Below are 15702 nucleotides of genomic sequence, written 5' to 3' on the forward strand. Positions count from 1 at the left end.
CCAAGGGTGTGGAACAGAGCTCGATTGCCGATAACCGAAAAGCTTTATGCATTGGCGTTGTCCAGGGCCCGTCACGAGGCAGCAGGCGCCAATGCCAGGACCGCGAACTGGAGGATGGAGATGAAACATATTTGCCGAGTCGGCATAGCCGGCTTCTATCTCGCCGTGGCCAGCACCGCCGTGCTAGCGGGCGTGTCACCCGAACAGGCCGCCCGGCTAGGCGGCGACGAACTGACGCCGACCGGCGCCGAGCGTGCCGGTAACGAGGCCGGCACCATCCCGGCATGGGATGGAGGACTGACGACTGCCCCGGCCGCTTTCGGTGGCGCGGAAGGTCGGTACGCCAACCCCTATGCGGACGACGAACCGAAGTTCGTGATTACCGCCGACAATCTGGACCAACACCGGGATCATCTCACTGACGGCCAGATCGCCCTGCTCCAGCGCTGGCCGGATACCTACAAGATGCCGGTCTACGAAACACGGCGCAGTTACGCGGATCCGGGCTGGGTGTACAAGGCGGTGGCCGATAACGCCGCAACCAGCGAGTTGATCGAGGACGGCGAAGGCATTGCCGGCGCAACGGGTGGCATTCCGTTTCCGTTCATCGAGGAAACCAGTAACCCCGGCAAGGCTGCGGTGTGGAATCACAAGCTTCGCTACCGGGGCGGGGACGTCAAGTACACCAGTGCCCAGATAGTTACCCAGCCGGGTGACGATTATCGCCTGAGCAAGCTGCTGATCGAAACAAAATTCCCGTACAACCGGCAGGGCATCGAGCCCAGCGATCTTGAGAACATCTCCATTTACTTCCTCCAGACAGTACTCGAGCCTCCGCGCAGTGCCGGACAGATCCTGCTGGTGCACGAGACCATCAATCAGGTGGAAGAGCCGCGCCGCGCCTGGCTGTACAACCCGGGACAGCGGCGTATTCGCCGCGCCCCGAACGTTGCCTACGACAACCCGGGGACCGACTCCGACGGCATGCGCACGAACGATCAGTTCGACATGTTCAATGGCGCCACCGATCGCTATAACTGGGAGCTGGTCGGCAAGCGGGAAATCTACGTCCCCTACAACAGCTATGACCTTCAGCTGGCACCAACCTACGAAAGCGTTTTCAACGAAGACCACACCAATCAGGACCTGATGCGCTACGAACTGCATCGAGTCTGGGTGGTCGAGGCGACAGTCAAGGACGGCACCTCGCACATCTACGCCAAGCGCCGCTTCTATATCGACGAAGACAGCTGGAACATTGTTGCCGCCGACCAATGGGACCAGCGCGGCGAGCTATGGCGAGTGATGGAAGGTCATACCGCGCAGCTTTACGACCGCCCGTTCATGGCCCCTGTCATGCTCTCGTCCTACGACCTGGACTCCGGACGCTATCTACTGCTGGGCCTCAACAACGAGGAAACAGCGTTCTGGGATTCAACCGTCGAGTACGACAAGAGCTACTTCAACCCGCGCAACATCCAGCGCCGCGCGACCAGGTAGCCGCAACGAATAACCGATAATGATCAAGGAACGGGAGGGGATTTTATGAATCGCTATCAGACGAGCACCGCACTGGCGGGCAGCTTACTACTGGCCGTATCGAGCGCAGGCCATGCGCTGACCTACGAAATCGACGATTTCGATATCGAACTGATCAGTTCCGTCACGGCTGGTCTGGCCATGCGTACGCAGGACGCAAACCGTGAACTTATCGGCAAGGCCAACAACGTGCCAGGTAACAGCGCGCCCAACAGTGCCCTGGGTTCCTTCTCCGTCAACAGCGACGACGGCAACCAGGCATTCGATGAATCCGGCGACGTGTTCTTTTCCCAGATCAAGCTGTCCAGCGAACTGAAGATTCAGCGGGGCGACTGGGGTGTCTTTGCCCGCGGCAATTATCGCTACGATCCCCGTCTGGAAGACGACGATTTTTTCCCGGCGGAGGACTTCGGACCGGGGCGCAGCCGCTCCAACGCATTCCTGGCAACCAAGAACAGCGCCGTCCAGGACGCCATCGCCAATGACGCAGAGCTGTTCGACCTTTACCTCTTCGGTGGCTTCGATGTCGCAAACCGCTATGTCTCCGTGCGCCTCGGCCGTCAGGTGATCAACTGGGGCGAATCCACCTTCATCCAGAACGGCATCAACAGCATCGTGCCGATTGATGCCCGACAAGCGCGCGGGCCGGGCGCCGAGGTCAAGGAAATCTTCCGTCCGTTCAATGCAGCCTGGGTGTCGGCGGCGCTCACAGACAGCGTGTCGTTCGAAGCCTTCTACCAGTTTGAATGGGAGGAAACCATTCCCGATCCGGCTGGCACCTTCTTCTCGACCACCGATTTCGTGGGCGCCGGGGGTACGGATGCCATGATCGGTTTCGGTCGCTGCAACGAGAACACACCGTCGATTACTGCCGGCGGCACCTGTCCGCCCGGCATGGGCGAAGCGCCGGGTGGCACCAACATCCCGCGTGTCGCTGACAACACACCGTCGGACAGTGGCCAGTACGGCGGCCGTCTGAGTTTTTATCTGGAATGGCTGAACAGCACCGATCTATCGCTGTACGCCATGAATTATCACAGCCGTTTACCCCTGATCAGCGGGCGTGCTGTGGACACCATTGTCCCACTCGACACCAATGGCGACGGTACGATAGACACGAACCTCCCAATTACCGGCAGCGGCCAGTTCTTTCTCGACTATCCCGAGGACATCAAGCTCTACGGCCTTAGTTTCAACAGCTACCTGACATTCGCAAACGTCGCCGTGCAGGGCGAAATCAGCGTCAAACAGGATCAGCCGCTGCAGATCGACGACGTCGACCTGCTGCTGTTCGCGCTCGGGGCACCGGCGCCGACACAAACGTTCGGTGGCTTTACCGACACTACCTTTGCACCAGGCAAGGAATTCAAGGGCTTCATCCGCCGCGACGTCTACCAGTGGGACATCTCATTCACGAAGATTCTCGGCCCCAACTGGACCGGCGCCAACCAGACCATCATGCTTGCGGAGTTTGCCGGCATGCACGTATCCGGTATGCCGGATACCAACGAATTGCCACTGGATGCGCCGGCGACCTACGTGCCCAACCAGCCGTCGGCTGCGATAGGTGTCACCAGCACACCTGCTCAGGACCCCGAAGGCTATGCCGATGCGGATTCCTGGGGCTATCGGCTGGCACTGGCACTGCGATATCAGAACGTGCTGAACCGCTTCAATCTCACACCGAGCCTGCGGTTCTTCCATGATGTGGACGGGAACAGCCCGACGCCTATCCGTAATCACATGGAAGGCACCAAGCAGGCATCGCTGGGGCTGACCGCAGAATATCTGGACGCCTGGGAGGCCGGCCTTTCATACACGGCATTCTGGGGCGGGCTGGACACCAACGCGGGCCCGAACGTGCCCAACGGGGTGCGAGGCGGCGGCTATACCAACAATCTGCTGGAAGATCGGGACTTCGTGAACATCTTCATGCGCTATACGTTCTGACGCGCCAGCCGATCTGGCTCAATCGGGCGCCGGCTTCAGAGTCGGCGCCTTTTTTTCGTCCAGCGCGGGATCGGGCGGCAACTGGCGCAGTTCGCCCAGAAACCTGGGCCCGGTGCCCAGCACGTACAGATCGAATAATGCGGCCACCCGCGCGAGATACTCCCGCGCCTCCACCCGCAGGGATTGACGTTCATCCTGCTGCGGATGGGCGTAGGCGATGGTTGCAAGCCCGCGATGACGGCCCAGAAAGACGGCGCGGTAGCAGTGGTAACGCTGCGAGATCACGGTCACGTTGTCGAGGCCGAAAACCTCGCGTGCCCGGATCATGGAATCCAGTGTCCGGAAGCCGGCAAAGTCGAACGTCATCGCATCCCCGGGCACGCCGGCCTCGATGAGCGCCTGGTACATCTTGCGCGGTTCGTTGTAGGTGTCGTCGGGGTTGGCGCCGGACAGCAGCAGATGCTCAACCTTGCCGCCGTGAAACAGTGCCGACGCCGCCTCGATCCGGTGTCGGAACAGCTGGTTGCGTTCTCCGGAACGGGTATACGGACTGGTCCCCAGCACCAGGCCGACCTGATTGGCCGGGATGGTGCCGGCGTCGGCGTAGACGTGCGGCCTGGCCGCCGTGACCATCCAGGCGTTTCCGGCCAACAAGGCGACTGCCACCATGCCCACCAGAGTGGGCATGGTGGCCAGAATGCCGGCGGTCCCGCGCGGGCGCGCCATCACGGCTTACGGCGCCGCCCCGCTTGCAGCTCGGAGCGCGACATCGTTAACCCAGCAGCAGTCCATGCAACCAGATCACGAGAATGCCCACCTGCACCAGGAACAGCGGGAAGCGCACGAAGAAGATCATCAGGTGATGCACCGAGACGATGTGCGACACCGACTGACCGATACGCGCCGCCAGGAAGATTATGGCCAGCCCGTCGGTGATGGCGGACTGCCCCGCAACCGCGGCCGCCAGGATGACCGCGGCAAAGATCGGCAGCATCTCCAGGCAGTTGGCGAACGCATCGTTGAGACGCTTGACCACCGGCGGATCCTCCACCGCCCGGCCGCGCGTCCAGGCATCCGCCTTCAACTGGCCCGTCAGGACACGGATGCCCCGGTAACCGATGGTGACGATGATGAATGCAAGCGTCCAGGCAGCGAAACCTGCCAGCGCCATCATGGATGTACTCATGACCCCCTCCTTGTTATTGATGGAACGCCCGATACGTCGAGCGGCCGGAAGAGCTTAGCAGCCTCCACGGCCGTTCGACGCTACCGGGTCAGGTAGGAGGTGGCGCGATCCAGACCTTCGAGAGACATGGGAAACATATGGTCCCCCATGAGCTCCCGCGTCATCTGGATCGACGGGGTATAGGACCAGTGTTTTTCCGGCTCGGGATTGAGCCAGACGGTCTTCGGATAGACCTCGAGCAGCCGCTGCAGCCACACCGCCCCGGCTTCCTCGTTCCAGTGCTCGACGCTGCCGCCCGGGTAGGCGATCTCATAGGGGCTCATGGTGGCGTCGCCGACCAGGATCACCTTGTAGTCGGACGGATACTTGTGCAGCACGTCGAAGGTGGAAATCTTCTCGCTGCGGCGCCGGCGGTTGTCCTTCCACACGCCTTCATAGAGGAAGTTGTGGAAGTAGAAGTATTCGAGATGCTTGAACTCCATGCGCGCGGCAGAGAACAGCTCCTCGCACACCCGCACATGCGGATCCATCGACCCGCCCACGTCGAAGAACAGCAGAATCTTGACCGCGTTGTGGCGTTCCGGCCGCCACTGGATATCGAGCAGCCCAGCGTTGCGGGCGGTGGAGTCGATGGTGTGATCCAGATCCAGCTCGTTGGCCGCACCTTCCCGGGCAAACCGGCGCAGCCGCCGCAAAGCCATCTTGACGTTACGGGTGCCGATCTCGCGCGAGTCATCCAGGTTGGCGAACTCCCGCTTGTCCCACACCTTGACCGCGCTGCGGTTGCGCGAGCCGTCCTGCCCGATGCGGATGCCTTCGGGGTTGTAGCCGTAGGCGCCGAACGGCGAGGTGCCGGCCGTGCCGATCCACTTGTTGCCACCCTCGTGGCGCTCGGTCTGTTCTTCCAGGCGCTTTTTGAGCGTTTCCATCAGGGCTTCCCAGCCGCCCATGGCCTCGATCTGCGCCTTCTGCTCCTCGCTGAGCTCGAGCTCGGCCATGCGCTTGAGCCAGTCTTCCGGAATGTCCTCGAACAGCTCGCCGGCCGCGTTCTCGATTCCCTTGAAGTACTCGCCGAAGATCCGGTCGAAGCGGTCGAACTGGGTTTCGTCCTTCACCAGCGTGGCGCGGGACAGGTAATAGAACTGGTCGAGGCTACCGTAGGCCACCCGGGCGTCCAGCGCTTCCAGCAGAGTCAGGTACTCGGTAACCGAGCACTTGAGTCCGCCGCGCCGCAGTTCGTAGAAGAATTCCGTCAGCATGGGGAGTCACGGTGACCCGCGCAGCCGGGTATCGGCTTTCGGGTTTCAGGCAAAACTCGTGGGTTCAGTCTCAGGTTTCGGGTTTCGAGTTTCAAGACAGCTACGTCGGCCGTGTATGCCGCTCGAAACTTGAAACGTGAAACTCGAAACCGCAGTGCCGCGCGTCACTGCCGCCTGGACATGAAGGCCAGCCGCTCGAACATGTGCACATCCTGCTCGTTCTTGAGCAGCGCGCCGTATAGCGGCGGCAGGGACTGCTTGAGGTCGGCCGACCGCAGCGTCTCCGCGGGGATGTCCTCGGCCAGCAGCAGCTTGAGCCAGTCAAGCAGCTCGGAAGTGGACGGCTTTTTCTTCAGGCCCGGCACGTCGCGAAGATCGAAGAACAGGTCCATCGCCTCGGCCAGCAGCTTCTTCTTGATGCCCGGGAAATGCACGTCGACGATGGCCTGCATCGTCTCCTTGTCCGGGAAGGTGATGTAGTGGAAGAAGCAGCGGCGCAGGAACGCGTCGGGCAGTTCCTTTTCGTTATTCGAGGTGATCACGATGATCGGCCGCTGCTTCGCCTTGATCGTCTTGCGCGTCTCGTAGACGTAGAACTCCATCCGGTCGATCTCGCGCAGCAGATCATTGGGGAATTCGATGTCGGCCTTGTCGATCTCGTCGATCAGCAGCACCGGCTGCTCGTCGCACTCGAAACATTCCCACAGCGGCCCCTGGAGAATGTAGTTGGAAATATCGTGCACCTTGTCGTCGCCGAGCTGCGAATCGCGCAGCCGGGACACGGCGTCATATTCGTACAGGCCCTGCTGTGCCTTGGTAGTCGACTTGATGTGCCACTCGAACAGCGGCTTGCCCAGCGACGCGGCCACCTCCTGCGCCAGCATGGTCTTGCCGGTGCCGGGCTCGCCCTTGACCAGCAGGGGCCGCTGGAGGGTGGCGGCGGCATTCACCGCCATTTTCAGATCGTCAGTGGCGACGTAGGCGTCGGAGCCGTCAAATCGGGTGGTCATGTCAGGGGTTACTCGGTTGCAAACCAGGAGCTATCTCGCGTGAAGCCGGCAAGGATACAGCAACCCCGCTGCCGTTCGGCAACCGGGCCGGGTCGCCGGGGTCACCGCCGCTAGCCGCCGCTGCGCGCTTCCAGCGCGGCGATGGCGGGCAGGGTCTTGCCCTCGAGAAACTCGAGAAACGCCCCGCCACCGGTGGAGATATAGGAGATGTCGGCTTCGATGTCGTACTTCTCGATCGCGGCCAGGGTGTCGCCGCCGCCGGCAATCGAGAAGGCCGGGCTGCTGGCCACGGCTTCGGCCAGCGAGCGGGTGCCGCCGCCGAACTGGTCGAACTCGAACACACCTACCGGACCGTTCCAGACGATGGTGCCGGCGCTTTCCAGAATCGCCGCGAAGCGGGACCGGGTCTGCTGGCCCACGTCGAGAATCATCTCGTCGCTTTCCACTTCACTGGCCTGCCGCGCCTGAGCGTGGGCCTCGACCGAAAACTCGGTTGCGCACACCACGTCCGTGGGCAGCGGAATGTTGCCGCCGCCGGCCTCCACCTTCTGCTGAATGCGGCGAGCGGTCTCCACAAGATCAGCTTCGTGCAGCGACGCGCCCACATCGAAGCCGGCCGCGGCCAGAAAGGTATTGGCGATGCCGCCACCGAGAATCAGCTGATCAGCCACATCGGACAGGTTCTCCAGCAGCTCCAGCTTGGTGGAGACCTTGGACCCGCCGATGATGGCCACCAGCGGCCGCTTCGGGTTTTCCAGCGCGGCGGACAGGGCATCGATTTCCCGGGCCAGCAACGGCCCGGCACAGGCGGTCGGCGCAAACCGGGCCACGCCCTCGGTGGAGGCCTGGGCACGATGGGCGGTACCGAAGGCGTCCATGACGTAGACGTCGCACAAGGCGGCCATGCGCCGCGCCAGGCCTTCTTCGTTGGCCTTCTCGCCGACGTTGAAACGCACGTTCTCGCACAGGGCGATGCCGCCGGCCGGCAGGTCGACACCGTCGAGCCAGTCGGTGACCAGAGGGACGTCAACATCCAGCGCCTGCGCCAGCCATGCGGCAACGGGGGCAAGGCTGTTGGCGGCGTCCGGTTTGCCCTCCTTCGGCCGTCCCAGATGCGACATCACCAACACGCTGGCGCCGGCATCCAGCGCGCTGCGCAGGGTCGGCAGCGAAGCCCGCAGACGAGCCTCGGAGGTAATCCGGCCCTGCTCGTCTACCGGCACGTTGAGATCCTGACGGATCAGGACCCGCTTGCCGGCCAGATCGATGTCGCTCATCCGCAGCATGGCTTATACCCCGCGTGCGTTCAGGCGCGCATCAGCGCCAGCGTGGTGTCCAGCATGCGGTTGGAGAAACCCCACTCGTTGTCATACCAGGCCAGCACCTTGACCAGTTTGCCCTCGATAACCTTGGTCAGCGGCGCATCGACCGTGGACGAGGCCGGATCATGGTTGAAGTCCTGGGAGACCAGCGGCGCCTCGCTGTAGTTCAGGATGCCCTTGAGCGCGCCTTCCGAGGCCGACTTGAGTACCTGATTCACCTCGTCGACGCTGGTGTCGCGGGCGGCGGTGAAGGTCAGGTCCACCATCGACACGTTGATGGTCGGCACCCGCACGGCGAAACCGTCCAGCTTGCCGTTGAGCTCCGGCATCACCAGGCCCACCGCGGCGGCCGCACCGGTCTTGGTCGGAATCATGCTCTGGGTGGCCGAGCGGGCGCGGCGCAGGTCCGAGTGATACACGTCGGTAAGCACCTGGTCATTGGTGTACGAGTGGATGGTGTTCATCAGCCCGTGCACGATGCCGATGCTGTCCTGCAGCGGCTTGACCAGCGGGGCCAGACAGTTGGTGGTGCAGGAGGCATTGGAAATGATGTCGTCATCGGCGGTGAGGCTGTCGTGATTCACCCCGTAGACGATCGTGGGCAGGTCCACGCCGGCGGGCGCGGAGATAATCACCTTCCTGGCGCCGGCGTCGAGGTGCGGCTGACACTTGTCACGCTTGGCGAACAGACCGGTGCATTCCAGCACCACATCCACGCCGAGTTCCCCCCAGGGCAACTTCGACGGATCGCGTTCGGCCAGCACCTTGATGCGGTCGCCGTTGACCACGAGGTTGTCACCTTCGACCGATACGGTGCCCGGGAACGGGCCGTGGGCAGTGTCGTACTTGGTTAAGTGGGCGTTGGTTTCCGCATCACCCAGATCGTTGATCGCCACGATCTCGATTTCGTCGGTGCGGCCCGCTTCATAGAGCGCGCGCAACACGTTGCGGCCGATTCGTCCGTAGCCGTTGATACCAACTTTCACTGCCATGCCGTTGTCTCTCCTTGAGTCCTGTACCGGCGCGGGACCCCCGCGCCTGTTGTTTTAGAAAAGGTCGCGCAACGCGTTCGCCACGCCGGCCTCGGTCAGGCCGAAATGCTCGTAAACCACGGGGCCGGGTGCGGATTCGCCATAGGTATCCACCCCCATGACTCGGCCGGCGTTGCCCACGAAGCGGTGCCAGTTATCGGTCACCCCGGCCTCGACCGCCAATCGACGGGTCACGCCCGGCGGCAGCACCGATTCGCGATAGGCCTGATCCTGGGCGTCGAAGCGTTCCACGCAGGGCATGGACACGACGCGCACCGCACGACCTTCCTCCGCCAGTGCCCGGGCGCCCGCCATCGCCAGGCCGACTTCCGAACCGGTGGCGATGACGATGGCTTCCGGGTCGCTATCCGGCTCGAGCAGCACATAGCCGCCGCGGGCAATCGCCGCCACCTGCGCATCGCTGCGGGTCTCGTGAGGGACGCCCTGCCGGGTCAGCGCCAGCGCCACCGGGCCGTCGCGGCGCTCCAGGCCACGTCGCCAGGCCACCGCGGTTTCGACGTCGTCGCAGGGCCGCCACATTTCCAGATTCGGAATCAGTCGCAGGCTGGCCACGTGCTCCACCGACTGGTGGGTGGGGCCGTCTTCACCCAGGCCGATGGAGTCGTGGGTGTAGACGAGGACGTTGCGGATACCCATCAACGCGGCCAGCCGCACCGCGTTGCGGGCGTAATCGGAAAAGGTCAGGAACGTGGCGCAGAAGGGAATGATGCCGCCGTGCAGCGACAGGCCGTTGGCCATGGCGGTCATGCCGAATTCGCGCACGCCGTAGTAGAGGTAATTGCCGCTGAAGTCGCCGACCTTGATCGGCTGGTGGCCGCTCCAGTCGGTGCCGTTCGAGCCGGACAGGTCGGCCGAGCCGCCCAGCAGTTCCGGCAGATGGGCGGCGAATGCGCCGATGGTCGCCTTGGAGGCCTTGCGGGTGGCGTCGTCCTTGCCGCTGGCCTGGGTCGCGGCGACGAACTCGTCGGCCACACTTGCCCAGTCGGCCGGCAGTTCGCCGGCCATCCGGCGATCGAAATCGGTGGCGGCCTGCAGGTTGGCGGCCTTGTACTGTTCGTGCAGCGCGCGCCAGGCCTTTTCCAGCTCCGCCCCCTTGCTGCGCTTGTCCCAGGCCTGGTAGATCGCATCGGGGATGGCAAAACGGGTGTCGTCGGACCAGCCCAGCTTCTCGCGCACCCGGGCCACCTCGTCATCACCCAGTGCCGCGCCGTGCACGCCGGCGGTGCCCTGCATGTTGGGCGAGCCCCAGCCGATCACGGTCTTGCAGCAGATCAGCGTGGGCTGATCGGTATTCTTGCGGGCGGTTTCGATCGCGGTCTTGATCTCATCGGCGTCGTGGCCGTCGACGTTGCGCACCACCTGCCAGCCATAGGACTCGAAGCGTTTGGGGGTATCGTCGGTGAACCAGCCGGCGGTTTCGCCGTCGATCGAGATGCCGTTGTCGTCGTAGAACACCACCAGCTTGCCCAGGCCCAGATGGCCGGCCAGCGAACAGGCCTCGTGCGAAATGCCCTCCATCAGGCAGCCATCGCCGGCGAAGCAATAGGTCCAGTGGTTGACCAGATTCAGGCCGTCGCGATTGAACTCGGCGGCCAGCCGCGCCTCGGCCAGCGCCATGCCCACGGCCGTGGCCAGCCCCTGCCCCAGCGGCCCGGTGGTGGTTTCCACCCCGGGGGTGATGCCGTATTCCGGGTGACCCGGCGTCTTCGAATGCAGCTGACGGAAATTCTTGATTTCCTGCAGCGGCAGGTCGTAACCGCTCAGATGCAACAGCGCGTACTGCAGCATGCAGCCGTGGCCATTGGACACGACAAAGCGATCCCGGTCGGGCCAGTCGGGATTGGCCGGGTTGAACCGCATGAAATCATTCCAGAGAACTTCGGCAATGTCGGCCATGCCCATGGGCATGCCGGGGTGACCGGAATTGGCGGCCTGGACCGCGTCCATCGCCAGAATCCGGATGGCGTCCGCGAGTTCTCGTCGTTTGGTCATGGTTACCCTGTGCCCGCTGGCGGAAAGGCCGGCCATTTTCTACGAATCCGCCCCCCCCGGCAACATTAGCTCTATTAATACTTGATATCTTCTTAATAAGTTTTCTTTTATTCGATTGGGGTGTCGAACGCCGGCGGTAGCGCATTCCCGCTGCCAGGCTGGGCGCGGCTGTCATGCCGATGTCAGCAAACCTCAACGTGATGGTCATGTCGGTTGGCTAGCTTGAGCCGGACCCCAAGCCAGCCAATGCAAGCCAGAGGTGCCCACCATGACCCGCAATCGCCCGACCATTACCGATCCGGACGCCATCAAGGAGATGGAAGGCTCGCTGTCCAACAGCAGCAGCCCGCATTTCAACCAGATTCTAGAGGCCCGCGTGTCACGCCGCGATACGCTGCGCGGCGGGCTCGGCCTGGCCGCCACCACCATCTTCGCCGGCGCCGGCCTGTCCGCCTGTGGCGGCGACTCGAACGGCGGCGCCAACGCCGCCACGCCCGGCCTTTCGTTCAACTCCATTGCCGGCTCCAGCGCCGATTCCGTATCCATCCCGGACGGCTATCGGATGCAGGTTCTGATCCCCTGGGGTACACCGTTCACCGGTAGCTTCCCGGCTTACGCCGGCGATGGCAGCAACACGGCCGCCGAACAGGCGCAGCAGATCGGCGCGAACCACGACGGCATGACCTTCTTCCCGCTACCGGAACGCTCGGAAAGCGCCACCCGCGGCCTGCTGGTGATCAACCACGAATACTCCAACCCCACGCTGTTCGCCGGCGATGGCCGCGCCACGGACATGAACGGCGCGCCCACCGATGCCGACGAGGTGCGCAAGGACATCAACGCGCATGGTGTAAGCGTGGTGGAAATCGCCCAGGGCACCGACCGCAACTGGGGCGTGATCCAGGGCGGCTTCAATCGCCGCATCACCGCGGCCACGCCGATGTCGCTGTCCGGCCCGGCCGCCGGCAGCGAGTTCATGGTCACCGCCTATGACAATTCGGGCATGACCACCCGTGGCACCGTCAACAACTGCGGCCGCGGCTTCACGCCGTGGGGCACCTACCTGGCCTGCGAAGAGAATATTCAGGGCTACTTCATCACCACGGAAGCCAACCCGCCGCGCGACAAGGCCCGCTACGGCCTGACCGATACCGGCTTCGGTTATCTCTGGAGCAATGTCGCCGGTGATCCCTCGGAAGTGAACGGCGAGTTCGCCCGCTTCGACACGACGCCGAGCGGCCCGGACGCCGCCAGCGATTATCGCAACGAAGCCAGCACCTTCGGCTGGCTGGTGGAAATCGATCCGTTCAATCCCGCTGCTACGCCCGTCAAGCGCACCGCCATGGGCCGCTTCCGCCACGAAGGCGCGGAACCGGGCCGCATCGTGGACGGCCGCCCCATTGCCTTCTACATGGGTGACGACGCTCGCGGCGAATACATGTACAAGTTCGTCACCGCCGAGGCCTGGGACCCCGCCCAGCCCAACACCAACATGCTGGACAACGGCACGCTCTACGTTGCCCGCCTCGACGCGGACGGCAGCGGCGAATGGCTGCCGCTCGACTACGACAGCAACCCGGCACTGGCCAGTGACTTCGTCAGCCAGGCGGACGTGCTCGTCAACACCCGCACGGCGGCCGATGTGCTTGGCGCCACGCCGATGGACCGGCCGGAGTGGTCGACCACCGATCCCAGCACCGGCGAAATCTATTTCACGCTGACCAACAACACCAACCGCGGCCCGGACCAGACCGACGCCGCCAACCCGCGCGGTCCGAACACCCACGGTCACGTCATCCGGCTTGCCGAGAACGATGACAACCCCGCCGCCACCGGTTTCGTGTGGGATATTTTCGTCTTCGGTTCCAACGCCAATGCGGACCCGAGCTTCAACATCTCCGGCCTGACGCTGGACAACGAATTCGGCAGCCCGGACGGCCTGTGGTTCGACAAGCGCGGCGTGCTCTGGATCCAGACCGACAACGGCGCGCCGCTGGACTCGGACACCAACGACCAGATGCTGGCGGTGGTTCCGGCCCAGTTGAATGGCGACCGCACGGTCAACCCCGACACCCAGGCCAGCCTCAAGCGGTTCTTCGTCGGCCCGGTGGGCTGCGAAGTCACCGGCGTGGAGATGACGCCTGACTACCGCACCATGTTCGTGAACATCCAGCATCCGGGCGGCAACTGGCCGGACGGCGGCAGCGCCCGCCCCCGGTCGGCCACCGTCATCATCTCGCGCGAAGACGACGGCGAAATCGCCCTCTGATCCCCCTCGCGACAACCTCGCGAAACTCGTTTGCCCGGCCCCGGTGGCCGGGCATTTTTTTGCCCGATCCGGCGATTCCTGAATCCGAAGTCATCCCGCCGGCGTAGGAGTTGGTATCACCGACATTCCGATGGCGAGTGAGAAGGGCGGGCCAAGCCTGGCCAGGCACTACAGGAAGGGAGCACATCTTCATGCTGAACCGAACACACCCAATTATCGGGACGGCGGCCACGCTGGCCGTCACCCTGGCCGCGGGATCGGCGGCCTTCGCCTCCAGTCACCGCGAGGCACCGTTCATCACGGAAAAGCCCAAGGTCGACGGCACCGACTTCTACATGTTCCGAAGCTACGAGAGCGGACGCGAAGACTTCGTCACGCTGATCGCCAACTATCAGCCGCTGCAAGATGCCTACGGCGGACCCAACTACTTCACCATGGATGAAGACGCCCGTTACGAAATCCACGTGGACAACGACGGCGATACGGTCGAGGACCTAACCTTCCGGTTCGAGTTCGACAATGAATATCGAAACGCGTCGTTGCCGGTCGGCCCGGATAACAGCCCAGTAACAATCCCGCTTGCCAATGTCGGGCCCGGCGGAAACGCCAGTCCGGTCGGCCCTGGCGTGGATGACAACGCTGGCCTTAATGTTATCGAAAATTACACGGTGACGCTGATCGAAGGTGATCGGAAACAGGGCATGGCCAGCCCCGTCACCCAGATGAGTACCGGCGACACCACGTTCCGCAAGCCGGTCGACAACATCGGCACCAAGACCATCCCCGACTATTCCGCATACGCCAACAACCACATCTACACGGTCAATGTACCCGGCTGTGACACGCCAGCGCAGCTGTTCGTCGGGCAGCGTCAGGAAGGATTCGTGGTGAACCTGGGCCAAGTCTTCGACCGAGTCAACCTCCCTGCCCCGCCAGTTGGAAATCGTGACAGAGGTGGGAACATCCTTGGTGACAAGAACATCACTTCCCTGGCGCTGGAGATTGACCGGAATTGCCTGACCGCCGGTAATGAACCGGTGATTGGCGCCTGGACCACTGCCAGCCTGCCTCAGGCCGAGGTTCAGCGGCCGAACCCGACGGTGGATACGCCGGCGGTGTCCGGGGGCGCCTTCACGCAGGTGTCTCGCCTGGGAAGCCCGCTGGTTAATGAGGTCGTGATCGGCCTTGACCAGAAGGATGCATTCAATAACAGCGAGCCGAAGGACGATCTGACCAACTTCGCCAATTTCGTCCTCTACCCAACGCTGCCGGTACTGATTAATGCGCTGTTCGAAGTGCCGCCACCAGCCACACCGCGTTTTGACCTGGTTGCGGCTTTTGTGACCGGCATCAGAACCAACGTGGGTGGCAACATGACCAACTTCACGCAGCCGCAGGCAATTACGGACGCCAATGCTGACGAAATCACGATGGGCGGCGAAATGCTGCGTCTGAACACGGCATTCCCGACTGATCCGACACCGGTTGGCATGCAGGAGGACCTGGGCTTTCTGGCCTGTGACCTAGCCGGCTTCCCGAACGGACGCAGGCCTGTTGACGACGTCGTGGACATCGCGCTGACCGTTGCTGAGGGCGCCATCACGGCTGAAAACCCCAACAACCTCCAAACTTGCGATGTGAGCGGTGGGGTACCGGGGACGACTCTAAACGGAGGGAACGTGGTGAACGACGGAGCACAGCCAAACCCCGGCAGCTACCTGACGCAGTTTCCGTATCTGGACACGCCCATCCCGGGCGCAACCACGCCGTAAGCCGGAGGGCAACCAATGCGACGTCACAGACTCACATTCGCCACCGCGGGGGCCGGCATCCTCTTACTTGCCGGCTGCGGCGGAGACGACAACAATTTCTTCAACGACAACCCTGACATGATGCAGCCGATGGGCAACAGCGCCTCGGCGATCGTCAATCAGGATCCGGATGATGAATCCCTGCCGGTGACCGACCCGGACGCGCTGCGGGCCGATCTCGCACGAGTCTTCGGTGGGCCGGATGATGAACCGGTTGAAATCGGTAACGGCGACACGCCGCTGCGGGATATCGTCAACTAGCGACGCGACAACAAGCGTGTGTTCAAGCCCACTGTGTGCCGCACACAGTGG

12 protein-coding genes are annotated in these 15702 nt (G+C 63.2%); 5 read left to right on the forward strand and 7 right to left on the reverse strand.

What is annotated here, in order from left to right; genetic code table 11:
* Positions 1–120 precede the first annotated feature (120 nt).
* A complete protein-coding gene (locus RM531_RS06065) occupies positions 121–1500 on the forward strand; it encodes a DUF1329 domain-containing protein (RefSeq protein WP_311658050.1) in 1380 nt (459 codons plus the stop codon).
* Positions 1501–1545: 45 nt separating this feature from the next.
* Positions 1546–3489: a DUF1302 domain-containing protein gene (locus RM531_RS06070; RefSeq protein WP_311658051.1), complete on the forward strand. Its 1944-nt coding sequence runs from the start codon at positions 1546–1548 to the stop codon at positions 3487–3489.
* A gap of 18 nt (positions 3490–3507) precedes the next feature.
* Here RM531_RS06070 and RM531_RS06075 read toward each other — a convergent pair whose 3' ends face one another.
* The 7 genes from RM531_RS06075 to tkt form a co-directional block, all read right to left on the reverse strand.
* On the reverse strand, positions 3508–4215 hold the full coding sequence (locus RM531_RS06075; protein WP_311658052.1) for a SanA/YdcF family protein: 708 nt from the start codon (positions 4213–4215) through the stop codon (positions 3508–3510).
* A gap of 46 nt (positions 4216–4261) precedes the next feature.
* Positions 4262–4675, reverse strand: coding sequence for an MAPEG family protein (locus RM531_RS06080; protein WP_311658053.1), 414 nt, complete (start codon positions 4673–4675; stop codon positions 4262–4264).
* A gap of 80 nt (positions 4676–4755) precedes the next feature.
* Positions 4756–5934: a vWA domain-containing protein gene (locus RM531_RS06085; protein ID WP_311658054.1), complete on the reverse strand. Its 1179-nt coding sequence runs from the start codon at positions 5932–5934 to the stop codon at positions 4756–4758.
* Between the two features lie 164 nt (positions 5935–6098).
* Positions 6099–6944, reverse strand: coding sequence for an AAA family ATPase (locus tag RM531_RS06090; protein WP_311658055.1), 846 nt, complete (start codon positions 6942–6944; stop codon positions 6099–6101).
* A gap of 110 nt (positions 6945–7054) precedes the next feature.
* The gene (locus RM531_RS06095) at positions 7055–8230 is read right to left on the reverse strand and encodes a phosphoglycerate kinase (protein WP_311658056.1); all 1176 of its coding nucleotides are present in this window, start codon (positions 8228–8230) and stop codon (positions 7055–7057) included.
* A 20-nt stretch (positions 8231–8250) separates the two neighbouring features.
* Positions 8251–9258: a type I glyceraldehyde-3-phosphate dehydrogenase gene (gene gap, locus RM531_RS06100; protein ID WP_311658057.1), complete on the reverse strand. Its 1008-nt coding sequence runs from the start codon at positions 9256–9258 to the stop codon at positions 8251–8253.
* 54 nt (positions 9259–9312) lie between these two features.
* Positions 9313–11310: a transketolase gene (gene tkt, locus RM531_RS06105; RefSeq protein WP_311658058.1), complete on the reverse strand. Its 1998-nt coding sequence runs from the start codon at positions 11308–11310 to the stop codon at positions 9313–9315.
* Between the two features lie 316 nt (positions 11311–11626).
* Between tkt and RM531_RS06110 the strand changes: the two genes are divergently transcribed.
* The 3 genes from RM531_RS06110 (at position 11627) to RM531_RS06120 (ending at position 15651) form a co-directional block, all read left to right on the forward strand.
* The gene (locus tag RM531_RS06110; RefSeq protein WP_349255405.1) at positions 11627–13579 is read left to right on the forward strand and encodes a PhoX family protein; all 1953 of its coding nucleotides are present in this window, start codon (positions 11627–11629) and stop codon (positions 13577–13579) included.
* A gap of 191 nt (positions 13580–13770) precedes the next feature.
* On the forward strand, positions 13771–15351 hold the full coding sequence (locus tag RM531_RS06115) for a DUF4331 domain-containing protein (protein WP_311658060.1): 1581 nt from the start codon (positions 13771–13773) through the stop codon (positions 15349–15351).
* 15 nt (positions 15352–15366) lie between these two features.
* On the forward strand, positions 15367–15651 hold the full coding sequence (locus RM531_RS06120) for a hypothetical protein (RefSeq protein WP_311658061.1): 285 nt from the start codon (positions 15367–15369) through the stop codon (positions 15649–15651).
* The last annotated feature ends 51 nt before the right edge of the window (positions 15652–15702 follow it).

Source organism: Spectribacter acetivorans (assembly GCF_031846305.1).
In the GTDB taxonomy this organism is placed as follows: Bacteria; Pseudomonadota; Gammaproteobacteria; order Nevskiales; family Salinisphaeraceae; genus Spectribacter; species Spectribacter acetivorans.

What these genes read in the sequence shown, in the direction of transcription:
- RM531_RS06075 (WP_311658052.1), bottom strand. Translation starts at nt 4,215, where the DNA reads ATGGCGCGCCCGCGCGGGACCGCCGGCATTCTGGCCACCATGCCCACT.
- RM531_RS06120 (WP_311658061.1), top strand. Translation starts at nt 15,367, where the DNA reads ATGCGACGTCACAGACTCACATTCGCCACCGCGGGGGCCGGCATCCTC.
- tkt (WP_311658058.1), bottom strand. Translation starts at nt 11,310, where the DNA reads ATGACCAAACGACGAGAACTCGCGGACGCCATCCGGATTCTGGCGATG.
- RM531_RS06115 (WP_311658060.1), top strand. Translation starts at nt 13,771, where the DNA reads ATGCTGAACCGAACACACCCAATTATCGGGACGGCGGCCACGCTGGCC.
- RM531_RS06090 (WP_311658055.1), bottom strand. Translation starts at nt 6,944, where the DNA reads ATGACCACCCGATTTGACGGCTCCGACGCCTACGTCGCCACTGACGAT.
- RM531_RS06095 (WP_311658056.1), bottom strand. Translation starts at nt 8,230, where the DNA reads ATGCTGCGGATGAGCGACATCGATCTGGCCGGCAAGCGGGTCCTGATC.
- gap (WP_311658057.1), bottom strand. Translation starts at nt 9,258, where the DNA reads ATGGCAGTGAAAGTTGGTATCAACGGCTACGGACGAATCGGCCGCAAC.
- RM531_RS06085 (WP_311658054.1), bottom strand. Translation starts at nt 5,934, where the DNA reads ATGCTGACGGAATTCTTCTACGAACTGCGGCGCGGCGGACTCAAGTGC.
- RM531_RS06110 (WP_349255405.1), top strand. Translation starts at nt 11,627, where the DNA reads ATGGAAGGCTCGCTGTCCAACAGCAGCAGCCCGCATTTCAACCAGATT.
- RM531_RS06065 (WP_311658050.1), top strand. Translation starts at nt 121, where the DNA reads ATGAAACATATTTGCCGAGTCGGCATAGCCGGCTTCTATCTCGCCGTG.
- RM531_RS06070 (WP_311658051.1), top strand. Translation starts at nt 1,546, where the DNA reads ATGAATCGCTATCAGACGAGCACCGCACTGGCGGGCAGCTTACTACTG.
- RM531_RS06080 (WP_311658053.1), bottom strand. Translation starts at nt 4,675, where the DNA reads ATGAGTACATCCATGATGGCGCTGGCAGGTTTCGCTGCCTGGACGCTT.